Raw genomic sequence first — 25,950 nt, 5'->3', positions numbered from 1 at the left:
GGCAGCAGCCGTAGCTGTTTGAGGGAATAGAGCGAAGCCAGCATACAAGATGCTGGCCACGCTCAATACACCCAGTACGACAGGCGTCAGGATACGTGGGAACAGTACTCGTTTTTGAGGTGTTTGTTGGAACATTTGTTTGAGTATGTTTTTTGGTTTTAGCTGAAGCAATTGCGAGAAAGCTTCAACTAGCGCCATAAACTTTAGCGTCTATGGCTTGTATACAGTATGAACCGCTTATGGTACTCAATCAATGACAATTGCATAAAATATCCTTTCCTCCAAGCAATCGGCAAAATGTCATAAAATAAGCATATAGTGTTGTTAATACCACACTTATCACCATAAAATAGATGACTTATAAACTATCGTAGTAATATAATTGTTGTATATATCACATTAATAACTTAATTTCTTGTTATTTCCATAGACTTATACACAGGCATTATCAGGCCACAGCAGCCGAAGGGTCAACAGACACTGGCTAGCGGGCACTACTCGTAAAATAATATTGGAGATCTTGGACTACCGGAGAGTTAGTAACAGGAAATGTCGATGTTGCAGTAGCCGTTACCTGACCGGTAGTAATCCGGGTAGTACTCACTGAAACAGTACCCGCTGCCAATGGATACGTCTTAGCATATACACCTGCAGGCGCATCATACGTATATGCCGTAGCGCCGATCTTAACACTCACCTTGGCTGGAGCAGTTAGAAAAGTTAACGCTTCTACCATGTCTCTCGGCTGGCTGCTGCCGGCTCGCAGCAACATAAGCCTCGTCTGGCCCCCAGTCGGCGTAGCGGCGGCTGGGTGCACCCTGTGGGACACATAGACAACATCTTTCCTTATAGTCGGTTCAACACCCAGTTTATATTTGGTGACGTAATAGCTCGTCAGGTCTAACAGACTCCAGCCGATATGCGTTGAGGGAGCAATTTCCGCACTTTCTGTGTAATCATTCCAGGTGGGTATTTGCACCCATTCGGCATCCCCCCGGATTGCTCCGTCCCATGTTAAGCGGTAATTTTCAGAATTTTGAGCCTCGTCGTACACACCGGACCTTGGTCGTTCGTCCTGGGTCGAGGCTGATTGCATCCATAATTTTCCTCGATTATGGGCATCCGTTATATTGGTGGCAATGTTAGCATTCGCCGCGGGGCTGCGACTTCCCCAGTTCGATAATCCATAACTAAATGGCGCAAAGGACTCAACATTGTTTCGATAATCAACAAAACATGGCACAAAAGCGACATCGATTCCTTTGCTTTTCATTATAGCCAACCAGTTCTGCCACCAGGCAGCTCCCTGGCGTTCGGGTGCAAACGGCGAAATAACAAGACGCCCATCTGCCAGCCGGTACGCCGAGGAATTCTGTGCCATGCCGGCAACGGAGTTAGCCAGTGCATTAACGTCTGCAGTTACAGAGGTCGTGCCATCTGGCATAAGTAGTATTTTGAATTTTGGATCCACGGCAGTCGCCGCCTGCAGGAGCAATTGCATCTTATCCCAATGCGCTCCGCTGAGTGACAACATGTCGAGAGTAAATCCGTCGAGGCCGGCCCCTGTTGCCCGCCTGACCTCAGTTTTCATATCCTCTAGCCGCCAATCAGCAGCAGCAATAACCGGCCGTGGCAACGGCCTTTCACGCAGAAACCCTCCATACGAGCTATGTTTTCCGCTTTCGCCGTTGGGATTTAAATAGTTCACCGCATAGTAGTCGCTCTCCGCCGGTTTATTATCTATAGATATAGGAAACTGCGTAAAATAATGAGCAAATACTTTTTTGGGGCTGGATTTCAGTACATCCTGGGATGGTAGTAACATCGGCAAATACTGCTCGCCTGATGGAACTGTTCTACCGAACACTACCCCGCTCCCACTACTTGCCGAACTGTCGGCGATATCAGATACCACCCCAGTCTTTACGCCCGCTTCGGCCTCAACACTGACAGAACTAGTTGCGGCAGATGACGACCATGTCAGTATTTGTGCTCCAAGCACTGCAAATAACGTAATTACAGCAGCAACTACAACAAATCTACTCCACTTTCTCCTCGGTAGTACCATAACTACCATAAGCATAACCAAATGTGGTCAGACGGTCAATGCAAGACCTCTCTCCTGCCCCCTGGGTTATACAGCACATCAACAGACTAATTCGTATACTCATACGTTATTTCACCTATTCGCACGTTGCTATTTGATCTGGAAGCCATACGGATTACAGCTGTGATGAGATCATTGACAGCGTAGGTACAGCCGCTCAGGGTGACCGTTTGTTGCGTCCAGGTATTGGCAGTGCCTGGTAATAGCGATACGGCATTTGTGCATGTCGTCCCCGCAGCGTCTTTGATAGTGATGATTATATCGTTGTCTGCCGGCAAGTTTGACGTACCATAAGTCCATATCTTAAACGAACCAAAATTGCTCATATAATCGCTCGGAATGGCGCTGCGGACAACTACCTCATTGTCATTGAGCGTACCCGCGGTACTCGTCCAATTGTAATATGAGTGCACGTTCGCAGCGTCATAATTCGTTGACATAGTGCCGCTGTTATCACTGCCATCAGCCCTGGTTATTGCACCTGTATAGTGTGGTACAAGTGTCGTTCGACGTATTGCTCCGCCGCCGCCTGAACAATTCGAATATCCAAGCTGCGCATTGCCCGATACGACCGACACAATGGACAAACACTGGCCTGCACTGCCGATAGCCATTGGTAATGTCAGCGTATAGCTGGCACTTGTAGCACTCGAAGCTAGGGTGACTGTATTTGCGTTGGTGCTGTTTTGTAAGGTAATACTACTCGCCGTTAAGCCGCCTGCAGTATTAAAACTGCTTACCACGGTACCTGCAGAATTTATAAGTTCGAATACATTTCCAGATTGACCCGACCACCCCTGCACGGCCAGCTTCGTGCCAGTCGTTGTGGCCGGAGGAACGCCCGCGCCCGTAGCACCGGCTGTGCCAGTATAGCTAGTAGTTGTGCCATTTGTGATGGTAGCAGCCAGCAATGTTCCAGTGGCGAACGAACTCGTCGTATTTCGATAAATCTTGTATCCAGTCGCCCCTGGTATTTGTGTCCAGCTAATCGTGACCGTATTGGTCGTAGCGCCAATGGTATTCGATGCGACCGTCTCACCGGCAGCATTTGTCGCTGTCACTACGTAATAAAACGCGGTTCCGGCAGTACCGCTCGACAACGTTATAACTGGCGTGTTCAGTCCGAGTAAATTTGTTGTCGTGCCGTACGATGTCAGGGCGCCGCTGGCACTGAATTTGCTGAAAACTTCACCGTTCGCAGCCTGGAGATCCAGCAGGTTGCCTGTCTGTTGTGGTCCTGCCCGGCTCACCAGCGTCGTATTAGCGTTGCCGGATGTCCGGGTGACGAACATGCCGGAATTTCCGGCAGCGTGCCCGAGTACGCCGATAGAGCCAGTGCCGACAGCCTGCCCCACTACACCGCGGCCACCGTTAATAGATTCGCCAAATACGCCAGCCTGGCCGCCGCTCTGGCCAAAACCCATACCGCCCGTATTATATCCATATACTGCATAGCCGCCGCCGGCAGACGTCACCGTTAATGCAGTGCTGAAATTTCCGACTGTGCTGGTACTCGCTATGGTCGTGTTATTGCCCGACATCGTTACCGTTTGAGCTGCACTGACCGACCTAAACAGTGTATACCCACTGGCGGCATTGCCGGGAGCACTGCCCGAACCGCTCGTAGCAGTCGTATCGGCGTTACCCAAACTGGTAGCGTTGCCTGGCACCGTAATGTAGACATTCTGTCCGCCTGGTGTCGTACCGCGATATACCCGGTAGCTGGTAGCCCCGGCAGCAGCCGTCCAGCTGACAGTGGCACCAGCACCGGACGAGACTTCTGTCGTTACGCCAGATTCACCCTGCGCATTAAGGGCGCTGACCTTGTAATAGAAGCTGGTGCCGGCTGGCGTAGCACTCAATCCAGTTACCGGCGCTAATGCGCTCAAGGTAATAGTCGTACCATTACCCGTGTAATTTCCGTTGGCATCATATCTAGTCAGGACTTCGCCGTTATTGGCTTGTAACTGCAGCAAATCACCGGTTTGCGCGCCGTTGGCCCGCGATACGGTGGTAGCGGCCGTATTAGTCGCCGTGCCGCTTTGGAAAAACGCCGAGTTACTACTATTACTGCTTGCGCTCAGCGCCAAACCACTGGTAGACGTGCCACGGACACCAATCCCGGTAGTGCTGCCGCCCAGGACTGCTGTAGCGCCGGCCGTACCAACTCCTTCAACAGCAGAGTTCGTGTTATTGCCGCTGGATGTTGCCTTGAGGCCACTGCCGACATTCGATACGGTCAATGCTGGTTGTGTACCATTAGCGGTTACCGCCATAGCGACTGTCCCTGTGCCACCTCCAGCATTGGGTGCGATTTGAAACTGCCCCGCACTCGTTATGGTCGTCCTGAACTGTCCACCGCCAATAATCCGCAGTATGTCGGCCGATTGACTGGTAGCTCCAGAAATAATCGCCGCCACACTGGATGCGCTGTTGCTCATTATGTTGAAATTGGCAGTTTGCTGAGTAGTCGTGTTTTGTATGTAGTTTGCGCCGCTGCTGTCAACACCGGCCGACGTCCACTGCGTGCCGTTCCATACCAGTGTCGTCGTCGAGTTTGGCACAAGAATTGTGTTCACCCCGCCGACCGTAAAGCTCACAGTACCAGTGTTACTTATGTACAAAAGCCGTCCGGCGGTCGTGATAGTCGGAGCCGGAATCGTCAGCGTTTGCCCTGCTGTCGTCTGCGTAATGGCGATGGTCGTTGCAACGTCTACTGTCGCTGCCGCCGTTCCTATAGCGCCCCCCGCTACCAAGTTAGCAATGGTAATTGCAGTATTGATCGTACTAGACGAATTGATGAAGGCCGGACCGCTTGCGACTGTCAGTCCGGCATTGGCGGTCAACAAACCACCAAGTGTACCGCTGCCGGAAATATTGAAGTTTGCCGTTTGCGGCGAAACATTCTGATTTTGTATATAACTCGCGTCTGTGCCAGATCCAGATCCACAGCTACTGCCTCCCTGCACACACAACGTATACACCCCCGCCGCCCCCTGGTCCTGCACGACGAAGGTCTGGTTACCACCAGTTGGTGCAGCCAATGTCAAGTTGCTCGTGAAGTTAGTCGCGTTGTTAAACTGCGCCAACTGCCCTGCCTGGAAGGCATACGGCACAGCGGTAAGCGCGAGCCGAGGATTCATTTCACCGTCGTAGGACGGTGTGGACGACTGTGTTGTCCCGCCCACATTCATAGTCAGGTAGAGATTCTGGTTCCAGTTGATCGTACTTGGGAAAGCCGTCTGGGAGCCGAGTGAAACACTGACGTAGCCGTTGACCACTTGTACTCTGTTATCATTCCCTGCGGCTAATCCATTACTGTCATAATAAACTTCATTCCACAGCGATACGCCGCCACTACTGGTAGCGTAGATATTAAACTCGATATTATACATACCGTCAGGTGCAATACTGCCCCCGGGACCTTCCAGGCGAGCCTGAAAATTAATCGTATTACTCGTAATAGCCGCGGCAGTTTGAGGGAATAGAGCGAAGCCAGCATACAAGATGCTGGCCACGCTCAATACACCCAGTACGACAGGCGTCAGGACACGTTGGAACAGTTCTCGTTTTTGAGGTGTTTGTTTGAACATTTGTTTATAATGTTTTTGGTTTTAGCTGAAGTCGCTATGTAAAGCGACTAATAAGCTTATGTACTATTTTGAAGCATGCTGATAACAGATACAACCCTAATGTTTATTGGGCAAATATCATAATCCATACGTGATATAGTCAAAGGTATACATTGAATAGTTGTAAAAACAACCAAATGGTATATCTACAGATGCTAATTCCTAATATTTTCAAATATATGAAATTTGGTTGTATTATTTATGTTGTATTTATTATAAGTAATTATTACCTAATATATGCTGCGATGTTTTTCCACAGGTGGTCACAGCGGATACGGGCTGGCGCGGCAGCTTTATGAAAAATGCATCGCCGTGCGGCGATGCATTTTAAAAACAGAAGACGTACAGTTACGCTATTTTGGTAATTTTGATCGGAGTCAGACGTTGACGGTGACCGCGAACTTTGTGAACGCGTTTTTTAGCCTTGTAGCGGATGCTAGTGACCTTGTCAGCCCGAACTTCTTCAAGGACATCAGCAACGACCTTAACGCCAGACACGGCAGGTGCGCCGACGCTGACTTTGTTACCGTCGATGACCAGTAGCGGTTCGAAGGAAACAGACTTATCGTCGCTTTCGATTAATTCAACATTCAGTGTGTCGCCGACGCTTACAATGTATTGGTGACTACCAGTTGCAATAACTGCGGAGATTGCTTTGCTCATTTTTTCTCTTACTTATTAGAATTTACCTACCAATAGATGGTACCAGATATATCGGCCTCTGTAAAGTCGGCAATGCTCGACTCGGCCGGCCTACCGGATCAGCACAGCAAGACTACAGCTGTTTCGTGGCTAAAGGTGCATCGATCTGAGCCTGCGTCGCAAGCGGTACCGTAAACGAGAACGTGGATCCTCTGCCGACTTCCGATCGCTCTAAGGCCATTTTGCCGCCCATACCGTCAATCAGGAGCTTTGATATATAGAGCCCGAGTCCCGTACCACGGCTTGTCTCACGCGTCAGGAGACTATTGCCAGCTTGCTGGAACTTACGGAAAAGCAAGTTTTGGTTTTCTTTTGATATACCGGGTCCTGTATCAGTTATTTTGACTTTCAGCGAAGCGGCTGCCGGTTCTACCGTAATGGTAATCGCTCCCTTATCGGTAAATTTCATAGCATTGCCAACAAGGTTGTATATCACTTGTTTTACACGGTTCTTGTCAGCATACACAAGCGATGTTGCGTGAAGCGTCTTATCGATCTGTATATGCGTGTGTTTCTGACTCGCAAGCGCGCTCATTTCATATACGACATTCTCAAGAATTTCCTCAATCCGGAAAGCCTCAGAGTGAAATTGTATTTTCCCCTGCTCTAAGCGCGAAGCATCCAGGAAATCATTGACAATTTCAATGAGACGGACGCTTGATATCTCAATATCATCAACCATTTGATGCAGTTCCGTGTCCTGCAGCTGCGCAGCATAAAACTGCTTGATCATGGAGGCATTGCCGCGAATAGCCGTGAGCGGCGTACGGAGTTCGTGCGATGCAATCGAGAAGAATTCTTCCCGGCTGCGTTCAAGCACCTTGGCCTCGGTGATATCTTCGATAAGCACTACGACTCCGAGTTTTTGATCTGTCTCAACTGTCGTATCGCTAATCGGCGCCAAAAATACTTTTAGCATTTTACCGTTTTGCAGAACAGCGTCCGTGACGATAGGCCTGTCGTTTTCCAGACAGGCTTCAACTGATCGTACAAACTGAAAGTCCGTACCAAAGATTTTTGCAATGTCTTCGAGCGTATACTTAGTCGCTGCGTCAGTTCGACCGAACAGCATATGCTGCGCAGCTCCATTCATAATTAATATATTATTCGTGCGATCGGTCATCAGATACCCGGCGTTCAGACTGTTGATGGAAGCCTCAAGCCGCGCCCGTTGTTCAGTCAGCTCCTGAGTACGCTCATGTACCTTGCGTTCAACATTTTGTTTTTCGTGAATAAGTTTTGTGTCGGCAGCCTCGAGTGCTTTATACGACTGCTTCAGTTCTGTGACATCAGACAAAACAAACAAATAGCCTTCGATCAGACTATCGCTGTGCAGTTTGGACACTTGAGCCTGCATGTATACCTTTTTAGACTCCTGGTCCGTAACCGTCAGGTTATCCAAAGTATAGGTTTCGCCTTGCTGCAACTTTATAATATTTGCGTCAAACCCATCATTGTCGAACTGGTCGAATAAACGAAATATTATCGGGCGTGTCGTCTGACGGCCAAAAATTTTCTCAGCTTCGGCGTTCATGTACTCAATTTCTGATTGATCGTTGGTCGCAATGACGGCCTCATGCATGGCTGACAGAATATTGTGTGCAAGCAGCGACGGACTAACCCGCAAGACCCGGTAACGTGCAATTCCATAGACAAGGCCAGCGGCAGTAACAACACTAAAGAAGGTAGCCAGCGGCGGCAATGTCGTGATATACAGAGCCGGCAATACTAGATCGGTAATCATACCGCCGATAACAGGTACACCGATGGCAACCAAAAATAGCATGGACTGTTTTTTGATAACAGTATTCGTAGTCGTGCGATATAGATGCAGCAACAGCCAAAAAGCGGCCCCAAAAAACACTAATTGCCATATGGCTTGCGCTATATACGCATCACCAATTTCATTATTAAAGCCCCATGAGTACTGCATGACATGGCCAGGATCCGTGAAAAATATCAGGTCAGTACTACTAGCCTGATAGAAGATCATGAGCATCGTTGCCAGCAGTATGTATGCGACTTTGCTCGAATACCAAGACGTCGGCCGGGTATATGCAAGCGCGAATAAGAATGTGGCTACCGGTATTACTTCTGTGGCTACACCGCCCATCGTTGCCCAAAACATTGCACCGTCAATCGTCAATGAAAGCCGCTGCATTGTCTCGGCGAACCCGAAAACACTAACTGCACCGATACAAAACGTTAGCCATGTCGCTTCGTCTCCCTGGAGTTTGAGGGTACGGATATATATGAGAAATGCAACGTTAAGCATACATCCGCTGAATGAAAGCAACGCATACGGATTAAAACCGATATCAAAAATTCGCACATCGGCCCTACCACCCTGAATAATCAGGGGTATTGTAAGCGCCAAAATTATGAGTATTCCAAATATCAAATGCCGTACGCGTCGGAGCATGGCATGAGTATCGGAGGGCATGTCATCACTATAGCCTAAAAGGTTATGTCAAGCGAGCATGTCAGCGCAAAGCATACCGGCGTGCTCGCCATAAAACTAAAGCTAGAGTCCAATAATCGCGATAGCGAGCCCAGCGCCGTCTATGCTGACTGCAGTCGTAAAGCCGTCTGCCATATCGCTACCATCCGTCTGCAGCTCGGTTGCCAGCGTCTCCGACTGAATCGTGGCCACATGCTCGGCGATTGCCTGCTTTAGCTCATCGTCATGCGTGACGAGTTCCAGACGGATGCGATCGTCGACATTCAGTCCAGCTTGCTTGCGGGCATTCTGCACCTGGCGGATGACTTCACGGACTTGACCTTCGCGCTTGAGATCAGGAGTTAGTGTCATATCGACTTCGACTTTGGGCGGTCCATCGTTGCGTTCTTCCCAAAGCTCGACAAAGGATTTTGATTCTACATCGTCGGCGCTCGGACGTAGTCGCACCTCAACATTTTTGACATTAAGCTCCTCGGCAATGATGGCCGTCAGCTCGTCAGTCGTCCATTTCGTATCATCAACGATACTAACCTGACTAAGTGGCTGACGAACTTTAATTTTTGCGGTGGCACGTTGCGAGAGACCTTCATTAATCACTTCCCGTACCCGCTTCATTTGAAACAGTACAGCCGTATCAATCTTCCCCGTCTCCGGCCAGTCACGCAGATGCACCGATTCCTCACCTGTCAGCTTGTGGAACAGTTCTTCCGCCAGGAACGGCGTGAACGGCGCTAAAACATGCGCGAGTCGCACCAGGACGTAGTGCAGTGTGCGGTACGCATCCTGCTTGTCGCTGTCCGTGCCGTCCGCTCCATCTACAGATGACTTCCAGAACCGGCGACGGCTGCGGCGGACATACCAGTTGCTGGCGTCATCCAGAAACGGCAATATCGGCTTGGCAGCATTCGGCACATCGTAACGCTCCATATTGTCTGAGACTTCTGCCGTCAATTGATGGACGCGCGATACAATCCACCTGTCGAGCGGATTACTGAGCGCGTCGAGGGGATCGTCATACAAACCGTGAGCCGCATCCGGCGATTCCCAACCGTCAACCTCAGCATACAGCGTAAAGAAATCGTACATATTCCAGACCATACTGAGCTTGCGGGCCACATCAGCAACGTCTTTGTCGACCAGCGCAAAATCTTCGGCGTTCATGAGCGGGCTGCTCATCAGTAGGAAGCGTAGGCTGTCAGCACTGTACTGGTCCATCAACTCGTTCGGATCTGTGTAATTTCCGAACGATTTGCTCATCTTGCGGCCGTCATTGCCAGCCAGTGTACCGGTCGTGATGACATTCTTGTAGGCATTATGTCCGAACAACGCAGTATTTACCGCGTGCACATAATAGAACCAGGCCCGGACCTGACCGACGTACTCCACGATGAAATCACCGGGGAAATTGTTCTCAAATTTTTCTACATTTTCAAACGGATAGTGGAACTGCGCGAACGGCATGCTGCCGCTTTCGAACCAGCAATCAAGTACTTTGTCGATCCGTGTGTAGTGTACCCCGTCGTAGTCGAACTCGATATCATCAATCCACGGCCGGTGATAATCAGCCAATTCTTCACCGCTCAGTTCCTTTAGCTCAGCATAGCTGCCGACTACTTTTACCAGTTCCCTGCCGTCTGCATCTGTACCCTTCCACACCGGCATAGCCGTCGCCCAAAAGCGGTCACGGCTGAGGTTCCAATCCGGTGCTGTTTCAACGGTCTTTTGGAATCGGCCGTGCTTGAGATGCTCCGGAAACCAATTGATATTTTCGTTTTCTTCCAGCATCTTATCTTTTTCGCCGACGATGTCCATAAACCAGCTGGGGTGAGCGCGGTACATCAGTTTGGTGCCGCAGCGGTGACAGTGCGGATAACTGTGTTTGATGTACTCAATTTTGTATACAACACCGCGTTCCTTCAGCGTTTTGGCGATTGGCTTGTTGGCTTCCCAGACATTTTGACCTACCCATTCGCCATCTTTAAAGAAGCCGTTGTCATCAATATTTATGACAAACGGAAAGCCCTTTTCTTGGGACAAAACATAATCCTCTTCACCGTAGGCTGGCGCCAAGTGGACGATACCAGTACCGTCCTCCGTCGAAACATAATCGGCATGCCAGACTTTGTGCGCTTGCATATTATCCGGTGTATTACGGTCTTCGAATAACGGCTCGTATGACATACCGACCAGCTCTTCACCTTTCAATGTCCGCTTGAGCGTGTATGGAACTGGCTGATGTTTTTCGTCGGTCAGCACTTTGGCAAGTAAGCTTTCGGCTAGGATTAGGTTCTGTCCGTCGACCTCAATCTCGGCATATTGCACATGAGCATTGACTGCAACAGCAGTGTTGGCGGGCAATGTCCACGGCGTCGTTGTCCAAGCGAGCAGAAACGTGTCCGCATCGGATTGCTGAACTACCTGCTCTGCTGCTTCACCTTTAGTTTCCGTGCCTAACCCGCCTGTCAGCTTGAATTTCACAAACACCGACGGATCAGTCACATCCTGGTAGCTATTGTCCATGGCAACTTCCGCCTTTGATATCGGCGTGGCATCGCGGGTGCAATACAACAGCACTTTCTCGCCTTCGTAGATTTTGCCTTTGTCATAGAGCTGTTTGAAGGCCCACCAGACTGATTCCATGTAGTCTTTATCCATGGTTTTGTACGCACCCTTGAAGTCGACCCAGCGGCCGATACGTTCGATGGTGTCTTCCCACAAGCTGCCTGTCTGTACCATGTTCTCACGGCAGGTATTGATGTAATCTTCAAGGCTAACTTTGGTTCCGATGTCGCGGCGGTCAGCTATGCCTAGTTTCTTCTCAGTAAACACTTCTGCTGGCAGGCCGTGGCAATCCCAACCCCATACCCGTTCGACGCGCTTGCCTTTCATTGTCCAGTATCGCGGCACGACATCCTTGGCGATGCTCGACAACAGCGTTCCGTGGTGCGGGACACCGGTAATAAACGGTGGCCCGTCATAAAAGACATAGGCATTATCAGCCGGGCGCTGCTCAACTGATTTTTCGAATGTTTTGTTGTCTTTCCAATACTGGATCAGATCCTTTTCGTACTCATTCGCCCGGCGGCGGCTGTTTTTTTGAAATTTCATGCATTACTCCTTGCTGCTGGCGTAAACCAGCGATATAGTGCTATTTTGCGTAGATTTGTAAATAAAAAGTCACCTCTTCCGAATGCCAGAACCCCGATGCCAATGCGGCTTGAGGGCGGTACCATCTGACTTCCAGAAGAGATGACTCTTCAGTGGCGCTTTGTTATTGCTATTACGGGCTGTCCCGGCCAGATCTAATTTCTATCTGCATGTAGGCATCAAGATTTCTTCCAGCTACGCACTCCGCGTGGCAGAGTCTTGTGGTTGATAGCCACTCCATCCAGGCGCCAGATCTGGCCCAGGAAACGTATTACCTATTATTATACCGCTCAAACTGCAGTTCGCATATAGAACGGCATGATTTAGTTTGCGGCAGCTCCATTATCGTCAAAATAATTACCTGTCCAGGTACTGCCTGGTATGCCGCCGGTACCGTAGCTGGCGTTGCGCGTAAACCGGTTATTAGTAACCGTCATATCCGTATTCCCAGCTCTAGCATTGATAGTCCAACCGCCGCCGTCGAACAAGTTGTTCGCGACCAGCCAATTGGAATTACTAGCCCATTCCGTACCAACTTGGATACAGGCATTGGCAGTCGGCATCGTACTGAGCTTGCAGGTATTATGCCGTAGGGTGACATTGCTGCCGCCAGTCGTCTGAAACCCGTCGTTGTGCGTCGTGGAATTGGTTGCTAAATCATGGATATAAGAATCTTCGATCGTGACATTAGCGTCAACTTTTAGACCATCGGCTGAGCCATGGACATTAACACGGCGAGCGGTATAGCCGCGAAAGCTAAGAGCGGCTGTCACATTCACGCTCGTCCCGATGATTTCGGTATCCTCGACGACTAGGCCAGTGTATGGATCCCGGTAATCAACTGGATAGTAAGCACCCGATGTTATTCGAGTATTGCGGATGGTCACATTATTGGCTTTGATGATTATCTGGCCGTTAATGTTCATGTTTGAGATAACCGTACCAGCTACCGTAACTGTTATCGAACCGCTATTAGTTAATGTCGTGCCAGATGGTACGCCGGTATTGGTTTCGTCCGGGTAACCGCAAGCCGACGGCTTAATGATACAGTTACTCTGGAACGTACCGGTTGCCTGGTTGAATCTGACCGCCCTGCCACCAGATGCTGTCGTATCAGCCATGGATGCTGCGGGTACTGCAATGGCAGCAGTCTCAGGCTCAGCCGCTACAAACGGCGTCGCGGCCTGCGACGCATTCAGCAGCGCCGCGCCGCCAACTCCCACTAATGCCACCGCGACAAAAGCTGTAAGCCTGTTTTTTTGCTTCACATTCATATTCAGTTTTTCATACTTGCTTCAAAGGATAACCAGTTTCATGTCAGTTATTATAACACTGTCTATATAACCTGTTTAAATAAATCGTAAGCATAATAAAAGGATGGTAGCCGATATGGCTTTTACAGTAACGCTGCTTAGCGTTCGACCATATACGAAGCAACTTCATCCATCAGCGGTAGCTGCTGATCGGCCCACATGTGCAGCAGCGTACCGTCCGCTGCCATCGCCAGGATTGCTGGGTAGCTGACAATGTCGTACAGCCGGGCGAGCGCAATTCCCTCCCGCTCATCGACATTAACGAGTTCTAGCCGGGCCGATCCATGACGGATCTGATAGTCATGCACGAACGATTCGACGGCCGTCGAATGTTCGGATTTTGGTCGATATAGGATAACCACTTTCATGCTGTAAATTGTAGCACGTATTATGCGGCACATGCGACTAATATCGTGGCAGGCAGCGCCGCCTAATCGTGCACCGACGGACTCGGAATCGGTAAGCCGGTATCGTCCCAGACATTTCCACTATACGCAGTTAGCGTTGATCTGGTAGACAGCAGCACCGTACAGTTCGTAAATCCTTGATGACGGCCGAAGCGGTTGCCCGTCACCGACACACCCGTCAGACTGGCGAGAACCTTGTGAGCGATGTTAATCGTGCAATTGCCGCCGTCCAGCCAATTGTTGCTGATGACGATGTTGCTGCAGGCTTTGCTATAGTCCTGCGTTATCTGGTAAGCTGCGTTACCGCCGCTTGAAGTACTGAGGTCGATCGTATTATGGTTAATGGTAATGTTGGAATTACACTGGTACGATTGGACGCCGTCATTATGCGTCGCTCGGCCGCCCTGGTTCGGATCAGACGCAAAATACGCGAGATCGTGTATATAACTGTCCTCTATCCGAAGATTGTTGTGCGCTTTGATGCCATCAACAGATCCGTGGACGTTGACGCGGGTCAGCGTGCTATTGGACGCCCAAATACCGTCCATACAGGCAGTCGCGTTGCTGGGGCTGATCTCCACATTCTCAATCGTAGCCGTTGCCGCCAGGTCTTCACGTACCCACAAAGCTGCCGAATTTTGGGCATTGCCCATAATGCAGGGCTTAATGCCGCCACGGATAATTGAGTTCCGAATAGTAACATTTTTGCCGGTAATCTGCACATAGCCGCGTATATCCACATTGGATATCACCTGATTTGCCGTGCTGTATACCTGATCACCGCTGACGACCGTCAGGCTCGTACCTGCCGGTACACCAGTGTTGGCAGCTGAGGGCTTGGCCGTCGATACGACGGCAGGCGTAAACTTGACTGCCGCTCCAGCTGACGCGGCATTATCGCTTATTCGGGCGGCTGGAGCACTAATAGTACCAGCTTCCGGCTCAGCAGATACCAGTGGCGTCGCAGCCCGTGACTGCACATAGAACATCGTACCCGCGGCACTGACAAGCAGAATTGCAGCTACCGTAATTACTTGTCGTCTCGCACGTAGCCGCTTCATAATGTCTAATTAGCTGACGGCAGGACACTGCCATCTGACCAGGTATTGTTAACCCACTGGTTGCCAGGTGAGTTTGGGTTGAAGTAGGTTACTGGTCCGTAGGCGCCACATTTGCCATTGGCACCGCGCTGGACAACGTTGTTGCGAAATACAATAGAACTGGCAACGCCTGGTTTATTGCCAGAGTTACCGCCGCCGTATAGACAATAGCTACTGTCTGGCGAGGCAACGATCAGATTATGGTCAGCAGTAAACCCAGATATATTGTAGTCAGGTATAAGCCCAATAACTGCAGTACAGCCACCAGTGCAACCCATAGTGTTGTGGATCATATTGAGATTTGAGCCACCGTTTGTCAGGAAACTGTTCTGATGCCATCCTAAGTCACGGCCACCAGGATATTGGTCGTGCATGTAGGAATCTGTCGCGGTGCAATTTTCACTACACTGTAATGTATGCTGGTTGCCGTAGACATTCACCCGCAGCAAGGTAACGTTATTAACCCCAATCGACCGCGCATGGCCAGAGCCGCCATCGACTTCGGTATCGATCAGCGTCAGGCTGGCAGTGGCAGAGTTTGTAAAGATATGCCCGACAATTTTGCTGTTCTTAATCGTCACATTACGGGCATATACCAACATGCCGCCGCAGTTTAACAGTTTAGAATCGATGACTAGATTGTCAGTTCGGATATCACAGAGCCCAGTGTACGGCGTCAGAGTCACTGGCGTACGCGTATCGCCTGGCAGTCCGCGCGGATAGCCAGTGTTATAGGCTGCCGGCCAACAGACGCCGGCACTGTCGGGGCCGCCCGGCGTATTGAGGGCGCCATTACATGCACCTGGAGCACTGCCTACCGCAAACTGCACTGCTTTGCCGTTGGAAGCAGCCGCGTCATTTACGGCCACTGCCGGAGCGCTCAGCGTACCATTTTCTGGTTCCGCAGTTGCAAATGGCGTTTCCGCATGCGACTGCAAGGAGGCAATGCTTCCACCTACGCCTACAGCCAGCGCTATCACCGTCATTACAATTACCCTTTTACTCTTGCCCGTTAGAGTTCGTACCGCACGTACCATCAGGAATACACCTTATTAACTATACTTATGCTTACATGCTACTTGATCCAAGTTTTCAATGCAAGCAATAATCAGCAGCCCGTCTATTGACGGACGCGGCGGAGCATCATATTACCGAAATCGTATACCTTTGGCAGCTGCGATGCTTGGACGACCAGATCCATGCCCCATTGGCGCATTTTGACGCGCTGACGCACCGTCATGAATGGAACGAATATTTCCATGATGTCATTGTCAATTCGCCGGCCGCTGCGCCGCGCGTCCTCAACCAGTAACTGGATTAGCCGGCGGACTGCACGATCAGCGTCTTTTGCCGTATAGCTATACGGCAGCTTACGGCCTCCTAGCATGCGGGCCACCAAGCCGACGCAGTGTTGCAAGATACTTTCCTTTTCACGCAGGAAATGCGACTGCATTGTCGGGTAGCTGCGGAGAGTATCGCCAGCCGTATGATAGGTGTCAAGTGACTCCTGCAGGTTGAGCAGTTCCTCTTCGATATGGATCTCTGTCTCGAGCAGCGGGTTTTGACGCTTGATGCGTTTAGCCGACGCCATATCGATTCTACCGAGACGAGCTATGGCCTTAAGCGCAAGCTTCAAAGCCATTTGATGAGTATGTAAAATAGGAACCCTCCTTGTTTGCATAAGTTCCAAGTATATATTTTATATCATATATGGTCAAGCTTAAGCGTTTTCAACACCATATACTGACAGTAGATCTATAGTAGACACCGCTCGTGAGACAGACGCATATGCTCAACTAATTAAATAAGAGGCCCCTCTCGGGCCTCTTATTTTACACATACAGTCCTGTGGGGTTACCAGCGCTATGAACAGCCGGTTGTTGAACCACAGCTTGAGCAGACGTAACAGCTGCCGGCGCGTTGTGTCTGATTACCGCAGTTGTAGCACAGCGGAGCAGTACTGTCACCGCTGTTCAGCTTGGCGTCTGCCGATGACAGGCCAGGTGCCGTGTTGACGGCTGGGGACTGAATCCGGGAGGCAGCAGCCGGTAGCTTGGCGGCCAAGGCGACCTGCGCTGGCTTGGCCGCTGCACCACTTTCGGCGTTGGTCAGCGGATTAGGGCCGGCATTGCGATCAGCCGTATCACCCTTGGAGGGGTCGATAGTAACCTGATCAGCCGGTTCGTCGAGCAAACTCACCTGCTCATCCGACGGCATGTCGTCGAAGCTGGCTAGGCCGAGTTCCAAGCGATCATCGAAACTAAGGTAGTCGAGTGCCAAGCGGCGGACGATGTAGTCAGTAATCGAGCTGGCGGTGCGGATATCATCGTCGTCAGTAATGCCTGACGGTGCAAACGAAGTGCCACGCAGCGTCTTGACGTACGATTTTAGTGGTACCCCGTACTGCAAGCCATGGCTGACGCTGATCGCGAATGAATCCATCAGACCGGATAGTGTACTGCCCTGCTTGGAGACCGAGATAAACAGTTCACCCGGCGTGCCGTCTTCGTATTCACCGACGGTAAAATAGCCTTCCAGGTCGGAGATCTGGAACTTATACGTCTTGCCGTTACGGACGCGTGGCAGCTTACGGCGGACAGCGCCACGGACAATGATCTTGTCGCCAGCTGTAGCAGCGTCGTCAGATGCGGTCGCACTGGCTTCAGGTGCAGCAGTATTGTTATTGGCGTCACCGCCCTTTTTCATCATGCTGAGCGGCTGGGCGACCTTACAGTTGTCGCGGTAGATAGCAACCGCCTTAAGGCCCATTTTCCATGAATCGAGGTGTAGCTGCTCGATATCTTCGACGCTGGCGTCCTCTGGCATGTTGACCGTCTTGCTGATCGCCCCTGATATGAAGGGCTGGACAGCCGCCATCATCTTGACGTGACCGAGATAGTGAATGCTGTTGTCACCCATTGAACAAGCAAAGACATTGAGGTGTTCAGGCAACAGGTGTGGTGCACCGACAATCGTCTTTTCCGTATCGACATACTGCACGATAGCGTCAACTTCTGCCGGCCGGTAACCAAGTGCCGTCAAGGCCCGCGGCACTGTCTGGTTGACGATGTTCATCGTGCCGCCGCCGACAAGCTTCTTGAATTTTACCAGGCCGAGATCAGGCTCGATGCCGGTGGTATCGCAGTCCATCATCAGACCGATCGTACCTGTTGGCGCCAGGACTGAAGCCTGCGAGTTGCGCACGCCGTAGAGCTCACCGAGCTCGACAGCATCATCCCAGGCACTGGCTGCAGCGCTGAGCAGTTCTTCCTGTACGAGACCAGCGTTGATGTTCGATACAGCCTCGCGGTGCTTGCGCAGAACACGCAGCATACCTTCGCGGTCCTTATGGAAGCCGGCAAATGGTCCGACCTTTTGTGCCATCCGGGCACTTGTCGCATAGGCTTGGCCAGTCAGGAGTGCCGTAATAGCCGCTGCCTGCGCCCGGCCTTCGTCGGAGTCATAGGCCAGTCCCTGGGCCATCAACAGCGCGCCCAAGTTGGCGTAGCCAATACCGAGCTCGCGGTAGGCGCGGGCGTTTTTGGTGATACTTGCGGTCGGATAATCACTGTAGCCGACCAGAATTTCCTGGGCCGTAAACATCAGTTCAACGGTGTGGATGAATGATTTGATGTCGAATGAGCCGTCGTCCTTCAAGAATTTGAGCAAATTCAGGCTCGCCAGGTTACAGGCCGAGTTATCGAGGTGCATATATTCGCTGCAAGGGTTTGATCCGTTGATACGGCCAGCCTTCGGCGTGGTGTGCCACTCATTAATGACGGTATCGAATTGCATACCAGGATCGGCGCATTCCCAGGCAGCTTCACTAAAGGCGCGCATGATGTCTCGGGCCTTAATGGTCTTAACGGTCTTACCAGTCTGAACCGCCTTCAGGTCCCAGTCGGCATCAGCTTCGACGGCTTTCATGAAGTCGTCAGTGACGCGTACCGAGTTGTTGGCGTTCTGATACTGAACAGAGAAAATGTCTTTGCCATCGAGCGTCATATCGAAGCCAGCTGCCTCGAGGGCGCGGGCTTTGCGCTCTTCAATCATCTTACAGCGGATGAAATCAAGGATATCCGGGTGGTCAACATTCAGGATCACCATTTTAGCTGCCCGGCGGGTTTTACCACCACTCTTAATGGCGCCAGCAGAGCTGTCGGCACCGCGCATGAAGCTGAGCGGGCCGCTGGCTGTACCACCGGATTTGCTGAGCGGCTCGACGCTGGAGCGGATATTGCTAAGGTTAATGCCGGAGCCGGAGCCGCCCTTGAAGATCATACCTTCTTCGGTGTACCAGTTGAGGATGGAATCCATAGTGTCCTGCACGCCCAGGATGAAACAGGCGCTGGCCTGTTGTGCCCGCTCCGCGGCGCCGATATTGAACCATACCGGGCTGTTGAATGCCGCTCGCTGGGTTGCCAGCACGTACTTCAGTTCTTCACGGTAATCTTCGGCTTCTGTTTCGCTGACGAAGTAACCTTCCTGCAAACCCTGGCGCACAACAGTATCGGCGACACGGTTGATAAGATCTTTGAGTGATGATTCACGCTCGTCAGTGCCGGGTGTACCAGTAAAGTACTTTTGAGCAACGATGTTGATAGCATTCTGGCTCCAACCTTCTGGAAATTCGACACCGAGCTGCTCAAACACGGGCTGCTGCGTCATCGGATTCATAATAACTGAATCAAGTTTGTTCCATGTCAGGCTGTCATATGCCTTGGTCTGTGGCTTCGTAAAGAGCCTTCCGTATATCCGCTCTGCTTCGGTTCTGCTTGCTGCTTGTCCCATACTTATACCTGTTCCCCTCTTGTTATAATCCGGCGAGCTCTCACACTCGGTCGAACCCCTCAATAATTTTGTTGTTTTTGTTAGAGTTTCGTCACTGACGCAGCGTGCACTCTGTGCGGCTTTGGCTTTGACGATAGCTCTCCTACATCTTTTATATCTATAAAAGACCCGGGAGAGCCATCAAAGAACTTAGTCTTTGATGGTATCCAATTTCTGTTCACGATCCGGCGTATCATGCGCCTTATCCCTGCCTTTCAGCAGCGATAATTCCTGCTCGAAGCTCGATATGTCCTTGAACCGGCGGTAGACGCTGGCAAACCGGACATAAGCGACTTCGTTGACGAGCGACAGCCGTTCCATCACTAGGTTGCCGACCTTGCCTGATCCGACTTCGTTATCGCCACAGGCATACAATGCTTGCTCAATATCGCTAACGATCCGCTCGACTTGCATGCTGGTCACGGTTGTCTTCTCACAAGCTCTGTACAGTCCGGCCAGCAGCTTGTCCCGGCTGAATAGCTGCCGTGTGCCGTCATTTTTGATGACGATCAGCTGCGGCCGCTCCAAGCGCTCGTAGGTCGTAAACCTATAATTGCAATCCGGACACAATCGCCGGCGGCGAATGGCTTCGCCGTCTGAAACGTCGCGCGACTCAATTACCTTCGTATCGTGAAGCTGACATTGGGTGCATTTCATATTCATACCCCTTTTTTTACTGCGCTGCCGTCGGCACGTTTGGCTTTTGGCACGTACGGGTCACCAGATGTGCGCCACATGGTGGCACATCTGGCGCTTCCGATGTGCCGTAGTCCAAACATCCCGAGCCAGCTTAGCCTCAAGTACCCATTAACATCTCAATTTCCAATGTGCGAGCCTGCATGCATTTTTTACTACATGTGGTGTTAGCTTTATAAGCATAACCCTACAGCTAGCGTATTTCAAGACCAGAAGGCCAAAAATCTGCTGTATTAATTATTACGCTTATGCCTACGATGGGCACTTATTTTATATCAGGATCAGACGGAGAAATCGTCGATTGATTGTCGTTCTTGTCAGTCTCGCTTTTGCGGCGTCCGCGCAAGCGGCGCAGGAATGAAGGACGCTCGAGTTCATCTTCAGTATTGTCAGGTCCGAATAACGACGTCGAAGCTGGTTGCTGCGTCGGCGCATCATGATGGCTGTCATGCTGAGGTATATTCTGACTGTCGTCATCAATTGCCCAAATATTCGGCATCGGTGTGTCACTGGTAAAGCTATCATCCTGGGGTGCTGGGTCGTCGAGATCCATATCGAGGCTAGACATGACACTGTCATCACTACGCAGCGGAGCTGAATTATGTAATCCGTCAGCTATGGCCGGGGCAACTGGCCGGGCTGCCACCGATGGCCCGAGTCCGAGCTCGCTGGCAGCGCTGCGCTTAGTATAATAAGCAGCATCAAACCCAGTGGCGACAACGGTAATAATCATCTCGCCTTCTAGATCCGGGTTAATGGTCGCACCGAAGATGATATTGGCTTCCGGATCAGCGGCAGCCGTGATTGTTTCGGCAGCAGTGTTAATTTCGTGCATGCCGAGATCATTGCCGCCGATTATGTTAAAGAGAATGCCGCGGGCGCCGTCAATCGAGACCTCAAGCAGCGGCGAATCGATCGCCTGCTGCGCCGCTTGGACGGCACGGTTCTCACCACTGGCGCGGCCAATACCCATCAGTGCCGAACCGGCATTACTCATGACGGCTTTGACATCAGCGAAGTCAAGATTGATCAGCCCGTTGACGGTAATAAGATCAGAGATTCCCTGCACGCCCTGGCGCAGCACATCATCGGCCACCTTAAAGGCGTCGAGAAGCGGCGTTTGGCGGTCGATCGTCTGTAGCAGACGGTCATTTGGGATCGTAATCAATGTATCGACTGATTTGCGCAGATTTTCGATGGCAATATCAGCATTGCGGCGGCGCTTTTCACCTTCAAAGGCAAACGGCTTGGTCGCGAAGCCGACGACCAAAATGTCCATATCGCGGGCAATCTGAGCAACCACATGGCCAGCACCACTGCCAGTGCCACCGCCGGCGCCAAGTGTAATAAACACCATATCAGCACCTTCAATAGCTTTTTTGATTTCATCATGTGATTCTTTGGCTGCTTCTTCGCCAACGCCAGGATTGGCGCCAGCACCCAGTCCACGCGTCGTATCCTTGCCAATGTGTATTTTGACGGCAGCCTTCGAATGGTGCAGCGCTTGGGCATCGGTATTGATAACAATGAATTCAACGCTTTCAATGCCAGCTTCAACCATCCGGTTGATTGCTGCGCCGCCAGCGCCGCCCACGCCGATCACTTTGATACGGGCGAATGTTTCAATGGCTGGATCGACTGCTTGTGGCATGGGGAGAGTACCTGTTTAGTTGTGTATACCGTCAGTATACGGCATGCACGCTAACGGTTCAATAATTTATACGGGCTAATGACGTGTTTATAGTTTGAATGCCTATCATCAGGTGTGCCGCACACCGACCCCCGTCCTACATAATCATCGTCATGGAAATATGGGATTTTGAACACATAATGTATTCACATGTTAACTCTGTTAATTCGAGTAAATACGGCAAATTTGTGGCTGCAACACGATTGCTTCAAGCAGCGCATACAGTAGATAAATTAATTGCAATGAAGCATAAGCAAGGCAGCGGGAGCGCTGTGTTTATTTGCGAAACCGGCCGAATAATCCTTCGACCATCCGGTACGCCTTAGCGCTCGAACCGCCGTAATTACCGACTCCATGAGCTTCCGGCAAAAGTAGCATATCAAGTAACATCAGCCCAACAACCGTGCAGTACGCCGGGTCATCAATGGTATCGACTAGGCCAGTGACCGATTGCAGTTTGCCGACGCGGGCTGGCAGCTGCAGCTGTTCCTTGGCAAAATCAGCCAGCCCTGGCAGCTTGGCCGATCCGCCCGTCAGGACGATTCCGCCTGGCAATTTGCGCGCCCGACGAATCCGAATCAGCTCTTTATTAACGTATTCAAACAACTCTTCTACCCTGGCTTCGACAATCATATTGACGTCATCCATAGCAAAGTGATGATCCTGGTCGCCCTGGCGGATAATTGCTGTCGCCCGCTTCGGTACGCCGAGTGTCGCGTGCTCGACTTTGACACGCTCAGCCACATCGAGCTCTGTCTTGAGTCCAATTGCCAGATCATTCGTCAGATGGATGCCGCCGATCGGCAGGACGGCGATGTGCTGGACTTCGCCGTCTTCTATGACGATGAAGTTAGTCGTGCCAGCACCGATATCCAGAACGACGGTACCAGCCTCTTTCTGCTGACGACCGAGTACAGCTTCGGCGGATGCCAGGCTCGATAGCGTATGATGCGTCGGCGTGATCTGAGCCTTTTCGAGAGCCATATCAAGATTGCGTAGATTCGGGCTGGCAGCTGTTACCAGATGAGCGTCGACCTCGAGCCGTACGCCGTGCATGCCGACAGGATCTTTGATATTGCGCTGACCATCCAAGCTATAATTTTTAGCAAAAAATTGGATTATTTCACGATTTGGCGGCATTTTGATAACGGTCGCCGCTTCTTCAACGCGCAATCGATCCTCAGTGCTAATTTCGCGGTTAGCGGCGCTGATCGCAATCACGCCTTTGCTATCGATGCCTTCGATGTGTACGCCGTTGACGTTGATAGTGGCACGGTTGATCTGTGTACCGGACAAGCGCTCAGCCTCCGTAACGGCCTGAATAATCGCCTCGGTAACATCGTCGACATGAACAACGACGCCTTTACGAACACCCATATTGGGCGCTGATCCGTGTCCAATGATGGACGGTTTGCCGCCATCATTCGTATCGATCATACCGACGACACAGCGAACAGCCGATGTGCCGATATCGAGACCAATGAAATGAGCCATGTTTTGGCCGCTGTTACTATGTGCCGCATTGCTATGCATGTTCTCAGTAGTATAACGCTTCAGCTTCGATTTGAGCAAGTTTTGCAAGCCCAAATCTCAAAACCTGCCCATGAGCCTCGTCAACCTGTCTGCCCCTAAAATTTTTTATCTTAAGGATAAAATAATTCTAGGGGCCGCCCCGCAGGTTGCCACTCAAAATGGAGGTTTTGGGATTTGGGTTTGCAGCGATTACACTTCGGTAAGTATTTCGGCGGCGTCCTCAGTAATAAGTATGGTGTGCTCAAAATGGGCTGACCAAGAACCATCAGCTGTCACAATCGTCCAGCCGTCGGGCGCCATAGCGACGCGCTCTGTGCCAAGTGTCGCCATCGGCTCGATCGCAATCGTCATCCCGGCGTCCAGCCATGGGCCGGTGTTGGGTTTGCCGTAATTAGGAATGTTGGGATCTTCATGTAGTTCATGACCGACGCCGTGCCCGACAAGATCACGGACAATACCGTACTTGCCGCCGAGTTTCGGCGATTCCAGCACCGCTTGAACGCTCGAACCGATATCGCCAGTACGCACCCGGTCATGCAGTGCCGCAATGCCGGCGTGCATCGAAGCTTCGGTGGCGCGGACAAGCCGCGCATGCCGTTCTTCGCGTGGCTTACCGACAATTACACTGATCGCGGCGTCAGTAATCATCCTGTCGTACAACACACCGAAATCGAGGCTGACAATATCCCCGGCCTGGATGATTTTTGATGCTTTAGGTATACCATGGACCACCTCTTCATTCACAGAAATACAGATCACGTCCGGAAAGTCCTGGTAGCCGAGGAAGGCTGGCTTGCCGCCGAGCGCTGCAAGCTCGCTGGCCGCAATCAGCGCTAAATCTTTGGTCGACATGCCTGCCTCTGTCTGCGCTTTCAGCGTTTGCAGCACGCTCGCCAGCATGCGGCCGCTTTCTCGCATGGCAATAATTTCTGTTGGTGTTTTGATTCGTGTATTCATACCTGCGTTTAGACCAGTGGCTCAGGGTTATCGATCAGGTTTAATATATCGTCATGGATGGCACGGGCGTCTCGGTCGCCATCAATATCGTGGACCTTTATATTTTCTTGCTTGAAATGACTGAGAATCGGCTGTGTAACTGCATGGTATTCTTCAATCCGGCGGCAGACGGCATCTTTGGTGTCATCCGGACGGCCCCGGCTTGTCAGACGTTTGATCACTGTCTCTTCGCTGGCATTGAGATTGATGATACAGCTCAGTTCAAAACGGCCTTTTTTGGCCTGCTCTGTCAGCCAGTTAGCTTGAGGAATTGTCCGCGGAAAGCCATCGAGAACAAACTGCTGCGAGGTGTCGATCATTTCAAACACTTTGTCTATCAGTTCGATGATTTCGTCGTCGCTCAGTAATTTGCCTTGCAGCATTTCCTGGCGTCGCTTACCTGTGACGAGCACGCGCAGAATTTCGCCTGTCGATATCCAGGCATAGCCGTGTTCGTCAGCCAGTATACGCCCCTGCATGCTTTTACCGGCGCCGGCAACGCCCATGAGGAGTATCAAGAGATTCGCTCCCGGACCAGCCGTGCGATCATGGCGCCATCAGCCGCACCGCCAGATTTTTGTTTGACGGCTGCAATCGTCGCGCCCATAGTTTCTTTTGTAATACCGCCGTTTGCGGCAGCGATTTCATCGACGATCTTGCTGATTTCGTCTTCAGACAGCTGCTTTGGCAGGTACGCTTCGATAATTTGCTTTTCCTGGAGCTCGGTGTCAGCGCGCCCGGAATCTCCACCTTGGGTATACATATCAGCGCTTTCCTGGCGCTTCTTCGCCTCTTTAGACAATATGCTTAGTACTTCGTCTTCCGGCAGGCCATTGTCGCGGGCACCCTTGGCGACTTCGACGTATAGTATGGCGCTCTTTAGGCCGCGCAGGACTTGGACGCGGTCCTTGTCGCCAGCCAACATAGCAGCCTTCAGGTCTTTGTCGATGCGGACTTTGTATGTATCGGTCGTATTTGGCATATGAGTATCTTCTCCGTTCGTCTTATTCTAGCAAAAACTGCTGTGTTTGGATACGGTTGACGGAGTTATTGAAGGACGGGACAATAAAAACACCTCCCAGTGGAGGTGTTTACGCAAGGTGCAGGGAGCTGATGCTTAGCGGATGCCGAGCTTGATCTTCTTGACCTTGATGTTTTTGCGTTCCTGGCGAATAATTGCTTTGGTGCGGCGATCACGCTTGCTGATGCCTTTTTCGAAATATTGACCGGACTTAACGATGGCGATAGCGCCGGACTGCTGTACTTTGCGGTTGAAGCGTCGGAGTAAGTTCTCCGTTGATTCTTTGCCGTCTTTACGTGTAACTTGTATCATATC

The 25,950-nt window shown here is 51.2% G+C and carries 18 protein-coding genes; all 18 read right to left on the bottom strand.

Translation table 11 applies throughout. From position 1 onward, the window contains the following. Positions 1-484 precede the first annotated feature (484 nt). The 18 genes from VF575_00170 to rpsU all read right to left on the bottom strand — a co-directional run bounded on the left by VF575_00170 (position 485) and on the right by rpsU (position 25,947). Positions 485-2,002, bottom strand: a complete 1,518-nt coding sequence (locus VF575_00170; GenBank protein ID HEX8181997.1) for a glycoside hydrolase family 71 protein — start codon at positions 2,000-2,002, stop codon at positions 485-487. 152 nt (positions 2,003-2,154) lie between these two features. Further along, entirely contained in the window at positions 2,155-5,700 is a 3,546-nt protein-coding gene (locus VF575_00165) for a hypothetical protein (protein ID HEX8181996.1), read from the bottom strand. Between the two features lie 387 nt (positions 5,701-6,087). Then, positions 6,088-6,402 carry a 50S ribosomal protein L21 gene (gene rplU, locus VF575_00160; protein HEX8181995.1) on the bottom strand — a complete coding sequence of 105 codons (315 nt, stop codon included), beginning with the start codon at positions 6,400-6,402 and terminating at the stop codon, positions 6,088-6,090. 112 nt (positions 6,403-6,514) lie between these two features. Continuing rightward, complete coding sequence (locus VF575_00155; protein ID HEX8181994.1) at positions 6,515-8,716, bottom strand: ATP-binding protein; 2,202 nt, start codon at positions 8,714-8,716, stop codon at positions 6,515-6,517. A 249-nt stretch (positions 8,717-8,965) separates the two neighbouring features. Beyond that, positions 8,966-12,010: an isoleucine--tRNA ligase gene (gene ileS, locus VF575_00150; protein ID HEX8181993.1), complete on the bottom strand. Its 3,045-nt coding sequence runs from the start codon at positions 12,008-12,010 to the stop codon at positions 8,966-8,968. Between the two features lie 362 nt (positions 12,011-12,372). After that, positions 12,373-13,323: a right-handed parallel beta-helix repeat-containing protein gene (locus tag VF575_00145; protein ID HEX8181992.1), complete on the bottom strand. Its 951-nt coding sequence runs from the start codon at positions 13,321-13,323 to the stop codon at positions 12,373-12,375. 137 nt (positions 13,324-13,460) lie between these two features. Next, on the bottom strand, positions 13,461-13,730 hold the full coding sequence (locus VF575_00140; protein HEX8181991.1) for a hypothetical protein: 270 nt from the start codon (positions 13,728-13,730) through the stop codon (positions 13,461-13,463). A gap of 62 nt (positions 13,731-13,792) precedes the next feature. After that, positions 13,793-14,830, bottom strand: coding sequence for a hypothetical protein (locus VF575_00135; protein ID HEX8181990.1), 1,038 nt, complete (start codon positions 14,828-14,830; stop codon positions 13,793-13,795). 5 nt (positions 14,831-14,835) lie between these two features. Further along, a complete protein-coding gene (locus VF575_00130; protein ID HEX8181989.1) occupies positions 14,836-15,855 on the bottom strand; it encodes a hypothetical protein in 1,020 nt (339 codons plus the stop codon). Positions 15,856-15,989: 134 nt separating this feature from the next. After that, positions 15,990-16,511, bottom strand: a complete 522-nt coding sequence (locus VF575_00125) for a hypothetical protein (protein HEX8181988.1) — start codon at positions 16,509-16,511, stop codon at positions 15,990-15,992. Positions 16,512-16,732: 221 nt separating this feature from the next. Beyond that, a complete protein-coding gene (locus VF575_00120) occupies positions 16,733-19,660 on the bottom strand; it encodes a vitamin B12-dependent ribonucleotide reductase (protein ID HEX8181987.1) in 2,928 nt (975 codons plus the stop codon). 189 nt (positions 19,661-19,849) lie between these two features. After that, entirely contained in the window at positions 19,850-20,356 is a 507-nt protein-coding gene (nrdR, locus tag VF575_00115) for a transcriptional regulator NrdR (GenBank protein HEX8181986.1), read from the bottom strand. 304 nt (positions 20,357-20,660) lie between these two features. Next, positions 20,661-22,046 (bottom strand): cell division protein FtsZ, encoded by a 1,386-nt coding sequence (gene ftsZ, locus VF575_00110; GenBank protein ID HEX8181985.1) that lies wholly within the window; start codon positions 22,044-22,046, stop codon positions 20,661-20,663. 315 nt (positions 22,047-22,361) lie between these two features. Next, entirely contained in the window at positions 22,362-23,618 is a 1,257-nt protein-coding gene (gene ftsA, locus VF575_00105) for a cell division protein FtsA (protein HEX8181984.1), read from the bottom strand. A 189-nt stretch (positions 23,619-23,807) separates the two neighbouring features. After that, the gene (map, locus tag VF575_00100) at positions 23,808-24,575 is read right to left on the bottom strand and encodes a type I methionyl aminopeptidase (protein HEX8181983.1); all 768 of its coding nucleotides are present in this window, start codon (positions 24,573-24,575) and stop codon (positions 23,808-23,810) included. A gap of 8 nt (positions 24,576-24,583) precedes the next feature. Beyond that, positions 24,584-25,132, bottom strand: a complete 549-nt coding sequence (locus VF575_00095; GenBank protein ID HEX8181982.1) for a nucleoside monophosphate kinase — start codon at positions 25,130-25,132, stop codon at positions 24,584-24,586. Then, entirely contained in the window at positions 25,129-25,596 is a 468-nt protein-coding gene (locus VF575_00090; protein ID HEX8181981.1) for a GatB/YqeY domain-containing protein, read from the bottom strand. The genes VF575_00095 and VF575_00090 overlap by 4 nt, the downstream gene beginning before the upstream one ends. 135 nt (positions 25,597-25,731) lie before the next feature. Beyond that, positions 25,732-25,947, bottom strand: a complete 216-nt coding sequence (gene rpsU / locus VF575_00085) for a 30S ribosomal protein S21 (protein HEX8181980.1) — start codon at positions 25,945-25,947, stop codon at positions 25,732-25,734. Positions 25,948-25,950: the final 3 nt, after the last annotated feature.

The sequence above is a fragment of the Candidatus Saccharimonadales bacterium genome (assembly GCA_036388415.1).
In the GTDB taxonomy this organism is placed as follows: domain Bacteria; phylum Patescibacteriota; class Saccharimonadia; order Saccharimonadales; family UBA4665; genus UBA4665.
Note: the sequence above shows the minus strand (reverse complement) of the source record. Positions and strands in the feature narration are given on the sequence as shown.

What these genes read in the sequence shown, in the direction of transcription:
- VF575_00145 (HEX8181992.1), bottom strand. Translation starts at nt 13,323, where the DNA reads ATGAATGTGAAGCAAAAAAACAGGCTTACAGCTTTTGTCGCGGTGGCA.
- VF575_00165 (HEX8181996.1), bottom strand. Translation starts at nt 5,700, where the DNA reads ATGTTCAAACAAACACCTCAAAAACGAGAACTGTTCCAACGTGTCCTG.
- VF575_00155 (HEX8181994.1), bottom strand. Translation starts at nt 8,716, where the DNA reads ATGCTTAACGTTGCATTTCTCATATATATCCGTACCCTCAAACTCCAG.
- map (HEX8181983.1), bottom strand. Translation starts at nt 24,575, where the DNA reads ATGAATACACGAATCAAAACACCAACAGAAATTATTGCCATGCGAGAA.
- nrdR (HEX8181986.1), bottom strand. Translation starts at nt 20,356, where the DNA reads ATGAAATGCACCCAATGTCAGCTTCACGATACGAAGGTAATTGAGTCG.
- VF575_00090 (HEX8181981.1), bottom strand. Translation starts at nt 25,596, where the DNA reads ATGCCAAATACGACCGATACATACAAAGTCCGCATCGACAAAGACCTG.
- rplU (HEX8181995.1), bottom strand. Translation starts at nt 6,402, where the DNA reads ATGAGCAAAGCAATCTCCGCAGTTATTGCAACTGGTAGTCACCAATAC.
- VF575_00135 (HEX8181990.1), bottom strand. Translation starts at nt 14,830, where the DNA reads ATGAAGCGGCTACGTGCGAGACGACAAGTAATTACGGTAGCTGCAATT.
- ftsZ (HEX8181985.1), bottom strand. Translation starts at nt 22,046, where the DNA reads ATGCCACAAGCAGTCGATCCAGCCATTGAAACATTCGCCCGTATCAAA.
- VF575_00130 (HEX8181989.1), bottom strand. Translation starts at nt 15,855, where the DNA reads ATGACGGTGATAGCGCTGGCTGTAGGCGTAGGTGGAAGCATTGCCTCC.
- ftsA (HEX8181984.1), bottom strand. Translation starts at nt 23,618, where the DNA reads ATGCATAGCAATGCGGCACATAGTAACAGCGGCCAAAACATGGCTCAT.
- VF575_00125 (HEX8181988.1), bottom strand. Translation starts at nt 16,511, where the DNA reads ATGGCTTTGAAGCTTGCGCTTAAGGCCATAGCTCGTCTCGGTAGAATC.
- VF575_00140 (HEX8181991.1), bottom strand. Translation starts at nt 13,730, where the DNA reads ATGAAAGTGGTTATCCTATATCGACCAAAATCCGAACATTCGACGGCC.
- rpsU (HEX8181980.1), bottom strand. Translation starts at nt 25,947, where the DNA reads ATGATACAAGTTACACGTAAAGACGGCAAAGAATCAACGGAGAACTTA.
- VF575_00120 (HEX8181987.1), bottom strand. Translation starts at nt 19,660, where the DNA reads ATGGGACAAGCAGCAAGCAGAACCGAAGCAGAGCGGATATACGGAAGG.
- ileS (HEX8181993.1), bottom strand. Translation starts at nt 12,010, where the DNA reads ATGAAATTTCAAAAAAACAGCCGCCGCCGGGCGAATGAGTACGAAAAG.